The organism is Stenotrophomonas indicatrix (assembly GCF_050573115.1).
Lineage (GTDB): Bacteria > Pseudomonadota > Gammaproteobacteria > Xanthomonadales > Xanthomonadaceae > Stenotrophomonas > Stenotrophomonas lactitubi_A.
On record NZ_JBNYZT010000002.1, the window covers coordinates 1 to 15,504 of the forward strand.

29 protein-coding genes are annotated in these 15,504 nt (G+C 62.0%); all 29 read left to right on the forward strand.

Annotated elements, in window-relative coordinates; genetic code table 11:
- Positions 1–209 (forward strand): EF-Tu C-terminal domain-related protein (locus ACQ5SA_RS05810; protein WP_499313374.1); only part of this gene is annotated, 209 nt, incomplete at its 5' end.
- A gap of 333 nt (positions 210–542) precedes the next feature.
- Complete coding sequence (gene rpsJ / locus ACQ5SA_RS05815; RefSeq protein WP_010341589.1) at positions 543–854, forward strand: 30S ribosomal protein S10; 312 nt, start codon at positions 543–545, stop codon at positions 852–854.
- An 11-nt stretch (positions 855–865) separates the two neighbouring features.
- Positions 866–1,516, forward strand: a complete 651-nt coding sequence (gene rplC / locus ACQ5SA_RS05820; RefSeq protein WP_499313379.1) for a 50S ribosomal protein L3 — start codon at positions 866–868, stop codon at positions 1,514–1,516.
- A gap of 12 nt (positions 1,517–1,528) precedes the next feature.
- Entirely contained in the window at positions 1,529–2,134 is a 606-nt protein-coding gene (gene rplD, locus ACQ5SA_RS05825) for a 50S ribosomal protein L4 (protein WP_025879302.1), read from the forward strand.
- Positions 2,131–2,430, forward strand: a complete 300-nt coding sequence (gene rplW / locus ACQ5SA_RS05830) for a 50S ribosomal protein L23 (protein ID WP_025879303.1) — start codon at positions 2,131–2,133, stop codon at positions 2,428–2,430. The genes rplD and rplW overlap by 4 nt, the downstream gene beginning before the upstream one ends.
- A gap of 10 nt (positions 2,431–2,440) precedes the next feature.
- Entirely contained in the window at positions 2,441–3,268 is an 828-nt protein-coding gene (gene rplB, locus ACQ5SA_RS05835) for a 50S ribosomal protein L2 (protein ID WP_025879304.1), read from the forward strand.
- A 6-nt stretch (positions 3,269–3,274) separates the two neighbouring features.
- Entirely contained in the window at positions 3,275–3,544 is a 270-nt protein-coding gene (gene rpsS / locus ACQ5SA_RS05840; RefSeq protein ID WP_004145340.1) for a 30S ribosomal protein S19, read from the forward strand.
- Positions 3,545–3,556: 12 nt separating this feature from the next.
- Positions 3,557–3,892 (forward strand): 50S ribosomal protein L22, encoded by a 336-nt coding sequence (gene rplV, locus ACQ5SA_RS05845; protein WP_004145348.1) that lies wholly within the window; start codon positions 3,557–3,559, stop codon positions 3,890–3,892.
- Between the two features lie 18 nt (positions 3,893–3,910).
- Positions 3,911–4,645 carry a 30S ribosomal protein S3 gene (gene rpsC / locus ACQ5SA_RS05850; protein ID WP_004145350.1) on the forward strand — a complete coding sequence of 245 codons (735 nt, stop codon included), beginning with the start codon at positions 3,911–3,913 and terminating at the stop codon, positions 4,643–4,645.
- A gap of 5 nt (positions 4,646–4,650) precedes the next feature.
- Positions 4,651–5,064 carry a 50S ribosomal protein L16 gene (rplP, locus tag ACQ5SA_RS05855; protein WP_025879305.1) on the forward strand — a complete coding sequence of 138 codons (414 nt, stop codon included), beginning with the start codon at positions 4,651–4,653 and terminating at the stop codon, positions 5,062–5,064.
- A complete protein-coding gene (rpmC, locus tag ACQ5SA_RS05860; protein WP_025879306.1) occupies positions 5,064–5,249 on the forward strand; it encodes a 50S ribosomal protein L29 in 186 nt (61 codons plus the stop codon). Before rplP ends, rpmC begins: the two co-directional genes overlap by 1 nt.
- A gap of 11 nt (positions 5,250–5,260) precedes the next feature.
- A complete protein-coding gene (gene rpsQ / locus ACQ5SA_RS05865; protein ID WP_004145355.1) occupies positions 5,261–5,530 on the forward strand; it encodes a 30S ribosomal protein S17 in 270 nt (89 codons plus the stop codon).
- A gap of 12 nt (positions 5,531–5,542) precedes the next feature.
- Positions 5,543–5,911, forward strand: coding sequence for a 50S ribosomal protein L14 (gene rplN, locus ACQ5SA_RS05870; protein ID WP_025879307.1), 369 nt, complete (start codon positions 5,543–5,545; stop codon positions 5,909–5,911).
- Positions 5,912–5,927: 16 nt separating this feature from the next.
- The gene (gene rplX / locus ACQ5SA_RS05875; RefSeq protein ID WP_025879308.1) at positions 5,928–6,245 is read left to right on the forward strand and encodes a 50S ribosomal protein L24; all 318 of its coding nucleotides are present in this window, start codon (positions 5,928–5,930) and stop codon (positions 6,243–6,245) included.
- Positions 6,246–6,256: 11 nt separating this feature from the next.
- A complete protein-coding gene (rplE, locus tag ACQ5SA_RS05880; protein WP_025879309.1) occupies positions 6,257–6,799 on the forward strand; it encodes a 50S ribosomal protein L5 in 543 nt (180 codons plus the stop codon).
- Positions 6,800–6,817: 18 nt separating this feature from the next.
- Entirely contained in the window at positions 6,818–7,123 is a 306-nt protein-coding gene (gene rpsN, locus ACQ5SA_RS05885) for a 30S ribosomal protein S14 (protein WP_089239001.1), read from the forward strand.
- A 232-nt stretch (positions 7,124–7,355) separates the two neighbouring features.
- A complete protein-coding gene (gene rpsH / locus ACQ5SA_RS05890) occupies positions 7,356–7,754 on the forward strand; it encodes a 30S ribosomal protein S8 (RefSeq protein WP_025879311.1) in 399 nt (132 codons plus the stop codon).
- Positions 7,755–7,771: 17 nt separating this feature from the next.
- Positions 7,772–8,296: a 50S ribosomal protein L6 gene (rplF, locus tag ACQ5SA_RS05895; RefSeq protein ID WP_089239003.1), complete on the forward strand. Its 525-nt coding sequence runs from the start codon at positions 7,772–7,774 to the stop codon at positions 8,294–8,296.
- A gap of 32 nt (positions 8,297–8,328) precedes the next feature.
- Positions 8,329–8,682 (forward strand): 50S ribosomal protein L18, encoded by a 354-nt coding sequence (gene rplR / locus ACQ5SA_RS05900; RefSeq protein WP_025879313.1) that lies wholly within the window; start codon positions 8,329–8,331, stop codon positions 8,680–8,682.
- Between the two features lie 161 nt (positions 8,683–8,843).
- Entirely contained in the window at positions 8,844–9,386 is a 543-nt protein-coding gene (gene rpsE, locus ACQ5SA_RS05905; protein WP_025879314.1) for a 30S ribosomal protein S5, read from the forward strand.
- Positions 9,379–9,570, forward strand: a complete 192-nt coding sequence (gene rpmD, locus ACQ5SA_RS05910; RefSeq protein ID WP_089239005.1) for a 50S ribosomal protein L30 — start codon at positions 9,379–9,381, stop codon at positions 9,568–9,570. Before rpsE ends, rpmD begins: the two co-directional genes overlap by 8 nt.
- Before the next feature lie 4 nt (positions 9,571–9,574).
- Positions 9,575–10,018, forward strand: coding sequence for a 50S ribosomal protein L15 (rplO, locus tag ACQ5SA_RS05915; RefSeq protein WP_025879316.1), 444 nt, complete (start codon positions 9,575–9,577; stop codon positions 10,016–10,018).
- Between the two features lie 7 nt (positions 10,019–10,025).
- Positions 10,026–11,393 (forward strand): preprotein translocase subunit SecY, encoded by a 1,368-nt coding sequence (secY, locus tag ACQ5SA_RS05920; protein WP_025879317.1) that lies wholly within the window; start codon positions 10,026–10,028, stop codon positions 11,391–11,393.
- Positions 11,394–11,739: 346 nt separating this feature from the next.
- Positions 11,740–12,096: a 30S ribosomal protein S13 gene (gene rpsM, locus ACQ5SA_RS05925; protein WP_025879318.1), complete on the forward strand. Its 357-nt coding sequence runs from the start codon at positions 11,740–11,742 to the stop codon at positions 12,094–12,096.
- Positions 12,097–12,107: 11 nt separating this feature from the next.
- A complete protein-coding gene (gene rpsK / locus ACQ5SA_RS05930; protein ID WP_004145443.1) occupies positions 12,108–12,497 on the forward strand; it encodes a 30S ribosomal protein S11 in 390 nt (129 codons plus the stop codon).
- Between the two features lie 15 nt (positions 12,498–12,512).
- A complete protein-coding gene (rpsD, locus tag ACQ5SA_RS05935) occupies positions 12,513–13,142 on the forward strand; it encodes a 30S ribosomal protein S4 (RefSeq protein WP_025879319.1) in 630 nt (209 codons plus the stop codon).
- A 55-nt stretch (positions 13,143–13,197) separates the two neighbouring features.
- On the forward strand, positions 13,198–14,196 hold the full coding sequence (locus tag ACQ5SA_RS05940) for a DNA-directed RNA polymerase subunit alpha (RefSeq protein ID WP_025879320.1): 999 nt from the start codon (positions 13,198–13,200) through the stop codon (positions 14,194–14,196).
- A gap of 197 nt (positions 14,197–14,393) precedes the next feature.
- Positions 14,394–14,777 (forward strand): 50S ribosomal protein L17, encoded by a 384-nt coding sequence (gene rplQ, locus ACQ5SA_RS05945; RefSeq protein WP_089239009.1) that lies wholly within the window; start codon positions 14,394–14,396, stop codon positions 14,775–14,777.
- Positions 14,778–14,969: 192 nt separating this feature from the next.
- Positions 14,970–15,476 (forward strand): disulfide bond formation protein B, encoded by a 507-nt coding sequence (locus ACQ5SA_RS05950; RefSeq protein ID WP_089239011.1) that lies wholly within the window; start codon positions 14,970–14,972, stop codon positions 15,474–15,476.
- Positions 15,477–15,504: the final 28 nt, after the last annotated feature.

The following is a 15,504-nucleotide window of genomic DNA, read 5'->3' on the forward strand; positions in this document are numbered from 1 at the left end:
GCTACCGTCCGCAGTTCTACTTCCGTACCACCGACATCACCGGTGCGGTCGAGCTGCCGGAAGGCGTCGAGATGGTGATGCCGGGCGACAACATCAAGATGGTTGTCACCCTGATCAACCCGGTCGCGATGGACGCCGGCCTGCGCTTCGCAATCCGCGAAGGTGGCCGTACCGTCGGTGCTGGCGTGGTTGCCAACATCCTCGAGTAATCTGTTAGACTCTGCGCCCCGATGTTGCCTGGGTAGGGCATCGGGGCGTATCAAACGGGAAAGTAGGCACAGGATGTGCTTTGTGTTCCCCGGACCAGGAAGGGTCAATGCCATTCAGGCGGCGTCAACAGGAGACTGTTGACAGCTGCCTTGCGTGCCATTATGCTTCTCCGTCTGGGCAGGCCGGCTTCACGGGTCTGCCTATGTATTTGGGGTCTACGGATTGACCTTGTCGGCCTGCGGGAATGCGGGCCGTCTGTATTCAGGGATTTCATGGGGCAAAGCAACCCAGAGGCTTTGTCTGTCGCTCTTTTATCGAAGGAACCTACCGCCATGGCGGACCAAAAGATCCGGATCCGGCTGAAAGCGTTCGATCATCGTCTGATCGACCGTTCGGCCAGCGAGATCGTTGAGACGGCGAAGCGGACCGGCGCGCAAGTGCGTGGCCCGATCCCGCTGCCGACCAAGATCGAGCGTTACACCATCCTCGTCTCCCCGCACGTCGACAAGGACGCGCGTGACCAGTACGAGACCCGCACGCACAAGCGCGTGCTCGATATCGTTGACCCGAATGACAAGACCGTGGACGCGCTGATGAAGCTCGAACTGGCTGCCGGCGTCGACGTTCAGATCAAGCTGACCTGAGGACTACGACCATGACGAAGAAATATTCGTTGGGCTTCGTGGGCCGCAAGGCTGGCATGAGCCGCGTGTTCACCGAAGATGGCCGTTCCATCCCGGTGACCCTGATCGAAGCAACCCCCAACCGCATCGCGCAGATCAAGACCGTCGAAGCTGACGGCTACAGCGCCGTGCAGGTGACCGTCGGTGCGCGTCGCGCTGCCCTGGTCAACAAGCCGGAAGCCGGCCACTTCGCCAAGGCGAAAGTGGAAGCGGGCCGTGGCCTGTGGGAATTCCGCGTTGAAGACGCCCGGCTCGGCGATTTCGCCGTTGGCGGCGAAGTCAAGGCGGACATCTTTGAAGTCGGCCAGATCGTCGACGTCCAGGGTGTCACCAAGGGTAAGGGCTTCCAGGGCACCATCAAGCGCTACAACTTCCGCATGGGTGACGCTACCCACGGCAACTCGCTGTCGCATCGCGCGCCGGGTTCGCTGGGTCAGCGCCAGACGCCCGGCCGCGTGTTCCCGGGCAAGAAGATGTCCGGTCACATGGGTTCGGTGCAGCAGAGCACCCAGAACCTGGAAGTTGTCAAGGTCGACGTCGAGCGCGGTCTGATCGCAGTTCGCGGCGCCGTTCCGGGCGCGGCGGGTGGCGACGTGATCGTCCGTCCGGCGAGCAAGGCATAAGGAGAGATGACGATGGAACTCGTTATCACGGGTAGCAATAACAAGGTCTCGGTCTCCGACGCCGTGTTCGGTCGCGATTTCAGCGAAGATCTGGTTCACCAGGTCGTCGTTGCTTACCGCAACGCCGGTCGCGCCGGCACCAAGGCGCAGAAGACTCGCTCCGAAGTGGCAGGTACCACCAAGAAGTCGAAGAAGCAGAAGGGCGGCGGCGCGCGTCATGGCGCACTGACGGCTCCGATCTTCGTCGGCGGCGGTGTCACCTTCGCGGCAAAGCCGCGCAGCTTCGAGCAGAAGGTCAATCGTAAGCAGTACCGTGCCGCCATGTGCGCGATCCTGTCCGAGCTGAACCGTCAGGGCCGTCTGACCATCGTGGAGTCCTTCGATGTCGAAGCGACCAACACGAAGGCTCTGATCGCCAAGCTGGCCGGCCTGGAAGTGGGCAAGCGCCCGCTGATCGTCACTGAAGAAGCCTCCGAGCACCTGTACCTGTCGGCGCGCAACATTCCCTACGTGGAAGTGCGTGACGTCCAGGGCCTGGATCCGGTGTCGCTGGTCGGTGCCGACACGGTCGTCATCACCGCTGACGCGGTCAAGAAGGTCGAGGAGTGGCTGGCATGAACAGCAACGAAAAAATCTTCAGCGTGCTGCTCGCCCCGCGTGTCTCCGAAAAGACCGCGCGCCTGCAGGAACTCTCCAATCAGTACGTCTTCGAAATTTCGAACGAAGCCACCAAAGCCGATGTAAAGGCCGCGGTTGAGCAGCTGTTCGACGTCAAGGTCGAAGCAGTCAACGTGGTCAACGTCAAGGGCAAGAACAAGTCCTTCCGTAACCGTGCTGGCCGCCGCGGCGATTGGCGCAAGGCGTACGTTCGCCTGGCCGACGGCCAGTCGATCGATGTAACGGCCAAGGCCTGAGGTACATCCCATGCCATTGATGAAATTCAAGCCCACTTCTCCCGGTCGCCGTTCGGCCGTGCGCGTGGTTACTCCCGACCTGCACAAGGGCGCTCCGCATGCCCCGCTGGTCGAGTCGCAGAGCCGTTCGGGTGGTCGCAACCACCACGGCCGCATCACCGTGCGTCACGTCGGTGGTGGCCACAAGCAGCACTACCGCCTGATTGACTTCAAGCGCAACAAGCTGGGCATCCCGGCGCGCGTGGAACGCATCGAATACGATCCGAACCGCACCGCCCACATCGCCCTGCTGTGCTACGTCGACGGTGAGCGCCGCTACATCATCGCCCCGAAGGGTCTGAAGGCTGGTGATCAGGTGATCGCTGGTTCGGATGCTCCGATCAAGGCGGGCAACACCCTGCCGCTGCGCAACATCCCGGTCGGTACCACCATCCACTGCATCGAGCTGAAGCCGGGCAAGGGCGCTCAGATCGCCCGCGCTGCGGGTGCTGCCGTGCAGCTGGTTGCTCGTGAAGGCATCTACGCCACCCTGCGCCTGCGCTCGGGTGAAATGCGTAAGGTTCCGGTTGAGTGCTGCGCGACCATCGGCGAAGTCGGCAACGACGAGCACAGCTTGGAAAAGCTGGGCAAGGCCGGTGCCAAGCGCTGGCGCGGCGTCCGCCCGACCGTTCGTGGTGCTGCCATGAACCCGGTTGACCACCCGCACGGTGGTGGTGAGGCGAAGGCCGGCCAGGGTAACCCGCATCCGGTCACCCCGTGGGGTGTTCCGACCAAGGGTTACAAGACGCGCCATAACAAGCGCACTCAGCAGTTCATCGTCCGCGATCGTAGGGGCTAATCGACCATGGCACGTTCACTCAAGAAGGGCCCGTTTGTCGATCACCACCTGGTTGCTAAGGTGGCTGCCGCTGCGGGTAGCAAGCGTCCGATCAAGACCTGGTCGCGTCGTTCGATGATCCTGCCTGACATGGTAGGCGTCACCATTGCCGTGCATAACGGCAAGAACCACATCCCGGTTCTCGTCAACGAGAACATGGTCGGCCACAAGCTCGGCGAATTTGCCATCACCCGGACCTTCAAGGGTCACGGTGGTGACAAGAAGTCGGGCAAGTAAGGAGAGATGACAATGGAAGCGAAAGCCATCCTGCGCACCGCGCGCATCTCCCCGCAGAAGGCACGTCTGGTCGCTGACCAGGTGCGCGGTCTGCCGGCCGAGCGTGCCGTCAACCTGCTGAAGTTCTCGGACAAGAAGGCTGCCCACCTGATCAAGAAGGTGGTGGAGTCGGCTATTGCAAATGCCGAGAACAACCAGGGCGCCGACGTCGACGAGCTGAAGGTTCAGACCATCATGGTAGATGAAGGTCCGACCCTGAAGCGTTTCATGGCGCGGGCGAAAGGCCGCGGTACCCGCATCCTCAAGCGCACCAGCCACATCACTGTGGTTGTTGGCGCCGCCAAGTAAGCGGATAAGGAAAAGACCATGGGTCATAAAGTTCATCCGATTGGTATCCGCCTCGGCATTTCCAAGGACTGGAACTCCAAGTGGTACGCCAACAAGGCCGAGTTCGCTGGTTACCTGGCAGCCGACCTGAAAGTGCGCGAAATGCTGCGCAAGAAGCTGGCTCAGGCCGGCATCAGCAAGATCCTGATCGAGCGTCCGGCAAAGACCGCTCGCGTGACGATCCACACCGCCCGTCCGGGCGTGGTGATCGGCAAGCGCGGTGAGGACATCGAGAAGCTGCGCAAGGAAGTGAGCGAGATGATGGGCGTCCCGGCGCACATCAACGTCACCGAAGTGCGCAAGCCCGAGCTGGACGCACAGCTGGTTGCCGAATCGATCGCGCAGCAGCTGGAGCGTCGCATCATGTTCCGCCGTGCAATGAAGCGCTCGGTCGGCAACGCGATGCGCCTGGGTGCCCTGGGCATCAAGGTCAACGTCGGTGGCCGCCTCAACGGTGCAGAAATCGCCCGTTCGGAGTGGTACCGCGAAGGCCGCGTGCCGCTGCACACGCTGCGTGCCGACATCGACTATGGCTTCGCTGAAGCCAAGACGACCTACGGCATCATCGGCATCAAGGTCTGGATCTACAAGGGCGAGGTCTTCGATTTCTCCCAGGTTGGCCAGGAAAAGCAGGACGACACCCCGTCGCGCAACGATCGTCATGATCGCGGCGACCGCGGTGACCGTCAGCGCCCGGCTCGTGAAGCGAGGTAACGACAATGTTGCAACCCAAGCGAACCAAGTACCGCAAGGTGCACAAGGGCCGTAACGAAGGCCTCAGCTGGAGCGCAAACGCTGTCAGCTTTGGCGAGTACGGCCTGAAGGCAACCGCCCACGGTCAGCTGACCGCGCGTCAGATCGAAGCGGCTCGCCGTTCGATCAGCCGCTACGTGAAGCGCGGCGGCAAGATGTGGATCCGAGTGTTCCCCGACAAGCCCATCACCAAGAAGCCCATCGAAGTTCGAATGGGTTCGGGTAAGGGCAACGTGGAATACTGGGTGGCCCAGATCCAGCCCGGCCGCATGATCTATGAAATCGAGGGTGTTACCGAAGAAGTGGCACGCGAGGCGTTCCGCCTGGCCGCCGCCAAGCTCTCGGTCACCACCACTTTCGTGACCCGGACGGTGCGCTGATGGATATCAAAACTCTCCGTGAAAAGTCGGCTGACGACCTCAAGGCCCACCTGATCGACCTGCGTAAGGAACAGTTCTCTGTCCGTATGCAGCAGGTCACCGGCCAGCTGCCGAAGACACACGACATCCGCCGGGTGCGTCGCGAAATTGCTCGCGTCAAGACCCTGCTCGGCAGCACGAAGTAAGGATGGCCGCTATGAGCGACAATACTGAAAACAAAGCGCTGCGCACGGTCGAAGGCCGTGTCGTCAGCAACAAGATGGACAAGACGGTTACCGTCCTGGTTGAGCGTCAGGTCAAGCACGCACTGTACGGCAAGTACATCAAGCGCTCGACGAAACTGCACGCCCACGATGCCGACAACGCCTGCAAGGAAGGCGATGTCGTCCGCGTGACCGAGATTGCTCCGATGTCCAAGACCAAGAACTGGCGCGTGGTGGAAGTCATCACGCGTGCGGCTGAATAAGGAGTCTGAATCATGATCCAGATGCAGAGCTACCTTGACGTCGCCGACAATTCTGGTGCCAAGCGAGTGATGTGCTTCAAGGTGCTGGGTGGTTCCAAGCGCCGTTACGCCGGTATCGGCGACATCATCAAGGTCACCGTGAAGGATGCGATTCCGCGCGGCAAGGTCAAGAAGGGTGAAGTGTATGACGCTGTCGTGGTGCGTACCCGCAAGGGTGTGCGTCGCGCCGACGGCTCGCTGATCCGCTTCGACGGCAACGCTGCCGTTCTGCTTAACAACAAGCAGGAGCCGATCGGCACCCGTATCTTCGGGCCGGTGACTCGTGAACTTCGTTCGGAGAAGTTCATGAAGATCGTCTCGCTCGCTCCCGAAGTGCTGTGAGCGACAGGAGATAATCATGGCTAACCGTATCAAGAAGGGCGACCAGGTTGTCGTCAACGCCGGCAAGGACAAGGGTAAGCAGGGCGAAGTCGTCCGCGTCGATGGCGACCGTCTGGTCGTCGCCAACGTGAACATCGTCAAGCGCCACACCAAGCCGAACCCGCAGGCAGGTGTTGCCGGCGGCGTGGTCGAGCGTGAAGCGTCGATCCATATCTCCAACGTGAATGTGCTGAACCCGGCTTCGGGCAAGGGCGAGCGCGTTGGCTTCAAGGTGCTGGAGGATGGACGCAAACTGCGTGTGTTCCGCTCCAGCGGTGAGGCGCTCGACGCCTGAGGAATGAGAAGATGACTTCCCGTCTCGAAAAGTTTTACAAGGAAGAAGTGGTGCCGGCGCTGATGAAGCAGTTCGGTTACACCAATTCCATGCAGGTGCCGAAGCTGGTCAAAGTCACCCTGAACATGGGTGTCGGCGAAGCGGCCACCAACAAGAAGATCCTGGAAAACGCCGTTGGCGACATGACCAAGATCTCGGGCCAGAAGCCGATCGTCACCAAGTCGCGTATCTCGGTGGCATCGTTCAAGATCCGTGATGGTTGGCCGATCGGCTGCAAGACCACGCTGCGTCGCCACAAGATGTACGAGTTCCTGGACCGCCTGATCAACATCTCGCTGCCGCGCGTGCGCGACTTCCGTGGTGTTTCCGGTCGTTCCTTCGACGGTCGCGGCAACTTCAACATGGGTGTGAAGGAACAGATCATCTTCCCGGAAATCGACTTCGACGCTGTCGACGCGATCCGCGGTATGGATATCGCCATCACCACCACTGCGAAGACCGACGCGGAAGCGAAGGCGCTGCTGGCAGCGTTCAAGTTCCCGTTCCGTAACTGATTCGTCGAGGAAACCGAAATGGCAAAGACCTCCATGGTCAACCGCGACATCAAGCGGAAGAAGCTGGCTGAAAAGTTCGCTGTCAAGCGTGCTGCTCTGAAGAAGATCGTGTCCTCCCCGGACGCGAGCTACGAAGAGAAGATCGAGGCCTCCACCAAGTTGTCGAAGCTGCCGCGCGATTCGTCGCCGAGCCGCCACCGCAACCGTTGCGAACTGTCTGGCCGCCCGCGTGGCGTGTACAGCAAGTTCGGCCTGGGTCGCAACAAGCTGCGCGAAGCCACCATGCGTGGCGACGTTCCGGGCCTGCGCAAGGCCAGCTGGTAATTCCAGCCGGTCCTGCCAGCGAGGGCGCCTTCGGGGGCCCTCGCAGCCGGGGAGGGGGAGTGTTCAGCTTTCCCTCTGCAAAAAACCGAAGAGCCCGACGCAAGTCGGGCTCTTTTGGCGTATACTCCCGCGTCTTGCTCTGCGCAACGCGTAGGGGGAGGGGGCCTGGCCCGTTTCCAGGAGACAACAGATTTTCGCGAAAGCGGATATCGGTGCACTCAAAGGTACTCATATGAGCATGACTGATCCCATCGCCGACCTGCTGGTCCGCATCAAGAATGCGGCAGCGGTTGGCAAGCAGACGGTGAAAGCCCCGTCGTCCAAGATCAAGGTTGCGATCGCCCAGGTCCTGAAGGACGAGGGTTACATCGCCGACCTGCGCGTGACCGCGCTCGAGAACAACAAGTCCGAGCTGGAAATCGTGCTGAAGTATTTCGAAGGCAAGCCGGTCATCGCGACCCTGAAGCGCTTCTCGCGTTCGGGCCTGCGCCAGTACCGCGGCAAGAGCGAACTGCCGAAGGTCATGAACGGCCTGGGCATTTCCATCATTTCCACTTCCAAGGGCATCATGACTGATGCGCAGGCGCGCCAGTTGGGCGTCGGCGGCGAAGTCCTGTGCTTCGTGGCCTAAGGCGAAAGGAGTAGACCATGTCCCGTGTAGCCAAGAAGCCGATCGACCTGGGTAAGGTTGAACTGAACGTCCAGAACGACAACGTCATCGCCAAGGGCCCGAAGGGCACCCTGTCGCTGGCCAAGCCGGCTGGTATCAACATCAATGTCGAAAACGGCGTTGCCACCCTGAGCACCGACAACGTGGACCTGATCCCGCTGACCGGTACCGTCCGCGCCATCCTGTCCAACATGGTCAAGGGTGTTTCCGAAGGCTTCGAGCGCAAGCTTGAGCTGGTCGGCGTGGGTTACCGTGCTGCGATGCAGGGCAAGGACCTCAGCCTGTCGCTGGGCTACTCGCACCCGATCGTGTTCGTGGCGCCGGAAGGCATCACCATCACCACCCCGACCCAGACTGAAATCCTGGTGCAGGGCGCTGACAAGCAGGCCGTCGGTGAAGCTGCCGCCAAGATCCGTGCGTTCCGCAAGCCGGAGCCGTACAAGGGCAAGGGCGTGAAGTACTCCGACGAAGTCATCATTCGCAAGGAAGCCAAGAAGGCCTAATTAGGACCTTCCGCTTTCCAGGGAAAAAGATCATGAACAAGAACATCGCCCGCCTGCGTCGCGCCAAGTCGACCCGTGCCCACATCCGTGTGCTCGGTGTTGCCCGCCTGTCGGTGCTGCGCACCGGCCAGCACCTGTACGCACAGGTCTTCACCGCTGACGGCTCGAAGGTGCTGGCTGCTGCCAACACCACCCAGGCCGACATCAAGGAAGGCCTGAAGAACGGCAAGAACGCTGATGCCGCCGCCAAGGTTGGCCGCATCGTCGCCGAGCGCGCCAAGGCCGCCGGCGTCGAGAAGGTTGCCTTCGATCGTTCGGGTTACCGCTACCACGGCCGCATCAAGGCCCTGGCTGACGCTGCCCGCGAAGCCGGCCTGCAGTTCTAAGGGATCAGGGCAGGGGACTTCGGTCCCCATGCCCGCCTGCTCGCCAGCCTGAGTGAGGCTGGGCGGCGCCGCTCTTCTGCAGCGGCCCACCGCAACAACGCACCACTCCACAACCATAAGCGGCCTCGAGCCGTACATAACCCAACAACCAAGGAATAAACATGGCAGAAGAACGTCAGCAGCGGGGTCGCGATCGCGACCGTAACCGCGAAGAGAAAGTCGACGACGGCATGATCGAAAAGCTGGTCGCGGTCAACCGCGTCAGCAAGACCGTCAAGGGTGGCCGTCAGTTCACCTTCACCGCCCTGACTGTTGTCGGCGACGGCGAAGGCAAGGTCGGTTTCGGTTATGGCAAGGCGCGTGAAGTGCCGGTTGCCATCCAGAAGTCGATGGAGCAGGCTCGCAAGAACCAGGTCACCGTCGATCTGAACAACGGCACCCTGTGGCACACCATCAAGGATGGTCACGGCGCAGCGCGCGTGTTCATGCAGCCGGCTTCCGAAGGTACCGGCGTCATTGCCGGTGGTGCCATGCGCGCCGTCCTGGAAGCAGTGGGCGTGAAGAACGTGCTGGCCAAGGCCACCGGTTCGCGCAACCCGATCAACCTGGTGCGTGCCACCGTGAAGGGCCTGACTGCAGCGCAGTCGCCGGCTCGTATCGCGGCCAAGCGCGGCAAGAAGGTGGAGGATCTCAACCATGGCTAATGAAACCACCAAGACCGTCAAGGTCCGTCTGGTTCGCGGCCTGCGTGGTGCCCAGGCGCGTCATCGCCTGTCGGTGCGTGCGCTGGGTCTGGGCAAGCTGAACGATGTGCGTGAACTGAAGGACAGCCCGCAGGTTCGCGGCCTGATCAACAAGGTCCACTACCTCGTCAAGGTTGAGGAATAATCCAATGACCATGCATCTGAATGAATTGAGCCCGGCACCGGGCGCTCGTAAAGAGCGTACCCGCGTCGGTCGCGGTATCGGCTCCGGCCTGGGCAAGACCTGCGGCCGCGGCCACAAGGGTTCGTTCGCCCGTAAGGGTGGCGGCAAGATCAAGGCTGGCTTCGAAGGCGGCCAGACCCCCATGCAGCGTCGTCTGCCGAAGATCGGCTTCCGTTCGCCGATCGCCAAGGACACCGCTGAAGTGCTGCTGTACCAGCTGGACAAGCTGCCGGCCGGCGAGATCGACTTCGCTGTCCTGCGTGCTGCCAAGCTGGTTCCGAGCACTGCCAAGAAGGCCAAGGTCGTCGTCAAGGGCGAAGTGACCAAGGCGTTCACCCTGAAGGGTGTTGCTGCCACGGCTGGTGCCAAGGCTGCGATCGAAGCTGCCGGCGGCAGCGTAACGGAGTAAGAGAATCATGGCGCAAGCTGGCATCGGTAACCTCGCGGGCGGAATGGGCAAGTTCACTGAACTTCGTCAACGTTTGCTGTTCGTCGTCGGGGCTTTGATCGTCTATCGCATCGGCTGCTACGTGCCGGTGCCGGGCGTCAATCCCGATGCCATGCTTGCCATGATGCAACAGCAGGGCGGCGGCATCGTGGACATGTTCAACATGTTCTCGGGCGGCGCCCTGCACCGTTTCAGCATTTTCGCGCTGAACGTGATGCCGTACATCTCGGCATCGATCGTGATGCAGCTGGCTGTGCACATCTTCCCCGCCCTGAAGGCGATGCAGAAGGAAGGTGAGTCCGGCCGCCGCAAGATCACCCAGTATTCGCGCATCGGCGCCGTGCTGCTCGCAGTGGTGCAGGGCGGTTCGATCGCGCTGGCGCTGCAGGGCCAGGTGTCGCCGACCGGCGCACCGGTCGTGTACATGCCGGGCATGGGCTTCGTGCTCACTGCCGTGGTCGCACTGACCGCCGGCACCATGTTCCTGATGTGGGTTGGTGAGCAGGTGACTGAGCGCGGCATCGGCAACGGCGTCTCGCTGATCATCTTCGCCGGTATCGTGGCGGGCCTGCCGGGTGCGGTCATCCACACCTTCGACGCTTACCGCGACGGCAACATCCAGTTCATCCAGCTGCTGCTGATCGCCATCGTCGTGCTCGCCTTCACCTTCTTCGTGGTGTTCGTCGAACGCGGCCAGCGCCGGATCACGGTGAACTACGCGCGCCGCCAGGGCGGTCGCAACGCGTACATGAACCAGACCTCGTTCCTGCCGCTGAAGCTGAACATGGCGGGCGTCATTCCGGCGATTTTTGCCTCGAGCCTGCTGGCCTTCCCGGCCACCCTGGCCATGTGGTCCGGCCAGGCTGCCAACCAGAGCACCTTTGGCCAGACCCTGCAGAAGGTCGCCAATGCCCTGGGTCCGGGCGAGCCGCTGCATATGATCGTGTTCGCTGCGCTGATCACCGGTTTCGCGTTCTTCTATACCGCGCTGGTGTTCAACTCGCAGGAAACCGCCGACAACCTGAAGAAGTCGGGCGCGCTGATTCCGGGCATCCGTCCGGGCAAGGCCACCGCCGACTACATCGACGGCGTGCTGACCCGACTGACTGCTGCCGGTTCGGCTTACCTGGTGATCGTCTGCCTGCTGCCGGAACTGATGCGCACGCAGTTGAACGCCTCGTTCTACTTCGGCGGTACTTCGCTGTTGATCGTGGTGGTGGTGGTGATGGACTTCATCGCCCAGGTGCAGGCGCACCTGATGTCCCACCAGTACGAGAGCCTGCTGAAGAAGGCCAACCTGAAGGGCGGCAACCGCGGTGGTTTTGCTCGCGGCTGATTAGCCTGCTATACTTTCGTCTTCCTGACGTGATGGTCCTCCGCTTCGCGGACTCTGGCCACACAAACGAAGGGCGGCCCCCGCAGCGGTTCCGGGTGGGGGTGTGATGAGGTGGTCCCGCGCTGGAGTAGCGCGGGCGGCCCGGGAGGCAACTCCAGGTCCAACCCCATCCGGCGCCGGAGCCTGGGCACACTCCCCGGGCCGGGTCCATGAAACCTCTGGTTTCACGGGCTTCCAAGTAAACCGGAACCTTGTTAGTATCACTGGTTCACTTTTTTGATCCATCCTGCCGGATCGGCGTGCCTTGAGCGCGCTGTCGGCCATCACTCAGCTGGAGAACCGCGTCATGGCGCGTATTGCAGGCGTCAACCTGCCAGCCCAGAAGCATGTCTGGGTCGGGTTGCAAAGCATTTACGGCATCGGCCGTACCCGTTCGAAGAAGGTCTGCGAAGTCGCAGGCGTCACTTCGACCACCAAGATCCGCGATCTGTCGGAGCCGGAAATCGAGCGCCTGCGCGCCGAAGTCGGCAAGTACATCGTGGAAGGCGATCTGCGCCGTGAAATCGGTATCGCGATCAAGCGCCTGATGGACCTGGGCTGCTACCGCGGCCTGCGTCACCGTCGCGGTCTGCCGCTGCGTGGCCAGCGCACCCGTACCAACGCCCGCACCCGCAAGGGCCCGCGCAAGGCGATCAGGAAGTAAGGGACATATAAATGGCTAAGCCTGCTGCTAAGACCAAGAAGAAGATCAAGCGCGTCGTCACCGACGGCGTTGCCCACGTCCACGCTTCGTTCAACAACACCATCGTGACCATCACCGACCGTCAGGGCAACGCTCTGTCGTGGGCGACCTCCGGTGGCGCTGGCTTCCGCGGTTCGCGCAAGTCGACCCCGTTCGCAGCCCAGGTGGCTGCCGAAAAGGCCGGTCGTGCTGCGCTGGACTACGGCGTGAAGTCGCTGGAAGTCCGCATCAAGGGTCCGGGTCCGGGCCGTGAGTCGGCCGTGCGTTCGTTGAACAACGTCGGCTACAAGATCACCAACATCATCGACGTGACGCCTATCCCGCACAACGGGTGCCGTCCGCCGAAGAAGCGTCGCGTCTAAAGGGAGCGATAAGAAATGGCTCGTTATATCGGTCCTACCTGTAAGCTCGCCCGTCGCGAAGGCGCCGACCTGTCCCTGAAGAGCCCGGCGCGTGCGCTGGATTCCAAGTGCAAGTTGGAGCAGAAGCCCGGCCAGCATGGCGCCACTGCCCGTAAGGGCAAGCTGTCCGACTACGCTACCCAGCTGCGTGAAAAGCAGAAGGTCAAGCGTATCTACGGTCTGCTGGAGCGTCAGTTCCGCAACTACTACAAGAAGGCCTCGACCAAGAAGGGCAACACCGGCGAGAACCTCCTGCAGCTGCTGGAAACCCGCCTGGACAACGTTGTCTACCGCATGGGCTTCGCCGTGACCCGTCCGGCTGCCCGTCAGCTGGTGTCGCACCGCGGCGTCACCGTGAATGGCAAGTCGGTCAACCTGGCCTCGTACCAGGTCAAGGCTGGCGACGCCATCGCCCTGTCTGAAAAGGCTGCCAAGCAGCTGCGCGTCCAGGAAGCCCTGACCGTCGCCGCCCAGCATGACCTGAGCCCGTCGTGGGTTGAAGTGGATTCCGGCAAGTTCTCCGGCATCTTCAAGGCTGTTCCGGATCGTTCGGATCTGCCTGCGGACATCAACGAAGCGCTGATCGTCGAGCTGTATTCGAAGTAATTCACATTGGAGAGCCCCCGGCGACGGCCGGGGGTTCACTAGGAGAACCCGCAACATGACGGTTACCGCCAACCAGGTTCTGCGTCCTCGCGGTCCGCAGATCGAACGCATTACCGACACCCGTGCAAAGGTCGTTATCGAACCTTTGGAGCGGGGTTACGGGCATACGCTGGGTAATGCCCTGCGTCGCGTGCTGCTGTCGTCCATCCCGGGCTTCGCCATCACGGAAGTCGAAATCGACGGCGTGTTGCACGAGTACACCACGGTCGAAGGTCTGCAGGAGGACGTGCTGGAAGTCCTGCTGAACCTGAAGGACGTGGCCATCCGTATGCACTCTGGCGACAACGCGACTCTGTCCCTGTCCAAGCAGGGTCCGGGCGTTGTCACCGCTGCCGACATCAAGGTCGACCACAATGTGGAGATCTTGAACGGCGACCACGTGATCTGCCACCTGACCAAGGACACGGCAGTGAACATGCGTCTGAAGATCGAGCGTGGTTTCGGCTATCAGCCGGCTGCTGCGCGTCGTCGTCCGGACGAAGAAACCCGTGCCATCGGCCGTCTGGTCCTGGATGCCTCGTTCTCGCCGGTCCGCCGTGTCGCCTATGCCGTGGAAGCGGCTCGTGTCGAACAGCGCACCGATCTGGACAAGCTGGTCATCGATATCGAGACCAACGGCACCATCGACGCCGAAGAAGCAGTGCGTACCGCTGCCGACATCCTCAGCGATCAGCTGTCGGTGTTCGGTGACTTCACCCACCGCGACCGCGGTGCGGCGAAGCCGGCCAACAACGGCGTGGATCCGGTGCTGCTGCGCCCGATCGACGATCTGGAGCTGACCGTGCGTTCGGCCAACTGCCTGAAGGCCGAGAGCATCTACTACATCGGCGATCTGATCCAGAAGACCGAAGTCGAGCTGCTGAAGACCCCGAACCTGGGTAAGAAGTCGCTCACCGAGATCAAGGAAGTGCTGGCCCAGCGTGGCCTGTCGCTCGGCATGAAGCTGGAGAACTGGCCGCCGGCCGGCGTCGCCAGCCACGGCATGCTGGGCTGATATAGCCTTTCTGCAAGACTGCATGGCCCCGTCGGCAACGACGGGGCCATTGCACCAAGGCAATACCGCCACGACGAACGAAGGTTCGCGGGCAGGTCGTCCAGGACGGATGGCCAGGACCAACCGCAGTCCGAGCAGCAGCGCCAGGAAGGCGACAACGATCCGCAAAGCCACATCATTAACCAAGGAATATCACCATGCGTCATCAGAAATCCGGCCGTAAGTTCAGCCGTACCAGCGCCCACCGCGAAGCGATGTTCAAGAACATGGCCGCCTCGCTGTTCAAGCACGAGCTGATCAAGACCACCCTGCCGAAGGCCAAGGAACTGCGCCGCGTCGCCGAGCCGCTGATCACCCTGGCCAAGGTCGACTCCGTCGCCAACCGTCGTCTGGCCTTCGCCCGCCTGCGCGACAACGAAGCCGTCGGCAACCTGTTCACCATCCTGGGCCCGCGCTACGCGACCCGTCCGGGCGGTTACCTGCGCCTGCTGAAGTGCGGCTTCCGCGCCGGCGACAACGCGCCGATGGCCTACGTCGAACTGGTTGACCGTCCGGTCGTGGCTGAAGCCGTCGAAGAGTAATCGACGCGCTACACCCGTCATTCGGTGAAGAACCCGGCCTCGTGCCGGGTTTTTCCGTTTCTGGGGGGCAGAGCCCTTTGCATGTGCAAAGGGATGCGACCCCGCAACGTTCCGACGGGCGCGACGTTGTGGCGGTTCGAATGGCGCGCACTCTCGGTTACGCTTGCGGTCCGTACTACACGAGCGTTGCCGATGAATCCTCTGCGCTGGCCTTTCCGCGCCCAGTTCCTGTTGGGCTTCCTGATCTGCGCGGGCCTGCTGGGCTACGCCATCTTCCTGCAGTTGAAGATGGGGCTGGAGCCGTGTCCGCTGTGCATCTTCCAGCGCCTGGCATTCGTTGCCCTGGGCCTGCTGTTCCTGATCGGTGCCTTGCACGGGCCGTCCAACCGTCCGGGTCGGGCGACCTACGGCATCCTCGCGTTCATCGCCGCTGCCGTGGGCGTGGGCATCGCCGCACGCCATGTCTACGTGCAGATGCTGCCGCCGGAAATGGGTGCGACCTGTGGCCCGCCGTTGGCCTTCCTGCGAGAGACCATGGGGCCGCTGGAAGTGTTCCGTACCGTGCTGACCGGCACCGGCAACTGCGGCAACATCGACTGGACCTTCCTTGGTCTGACCATGCCGATGTGGTCGGGCGTGTGGTTCGTGCTGCTGGCGCTGTGGGCGCTGGTTGTGTCGTTGCGCAAGGTCAAGCGCTGATCCAGTCTGAAGCCACGCATGGCGTGGC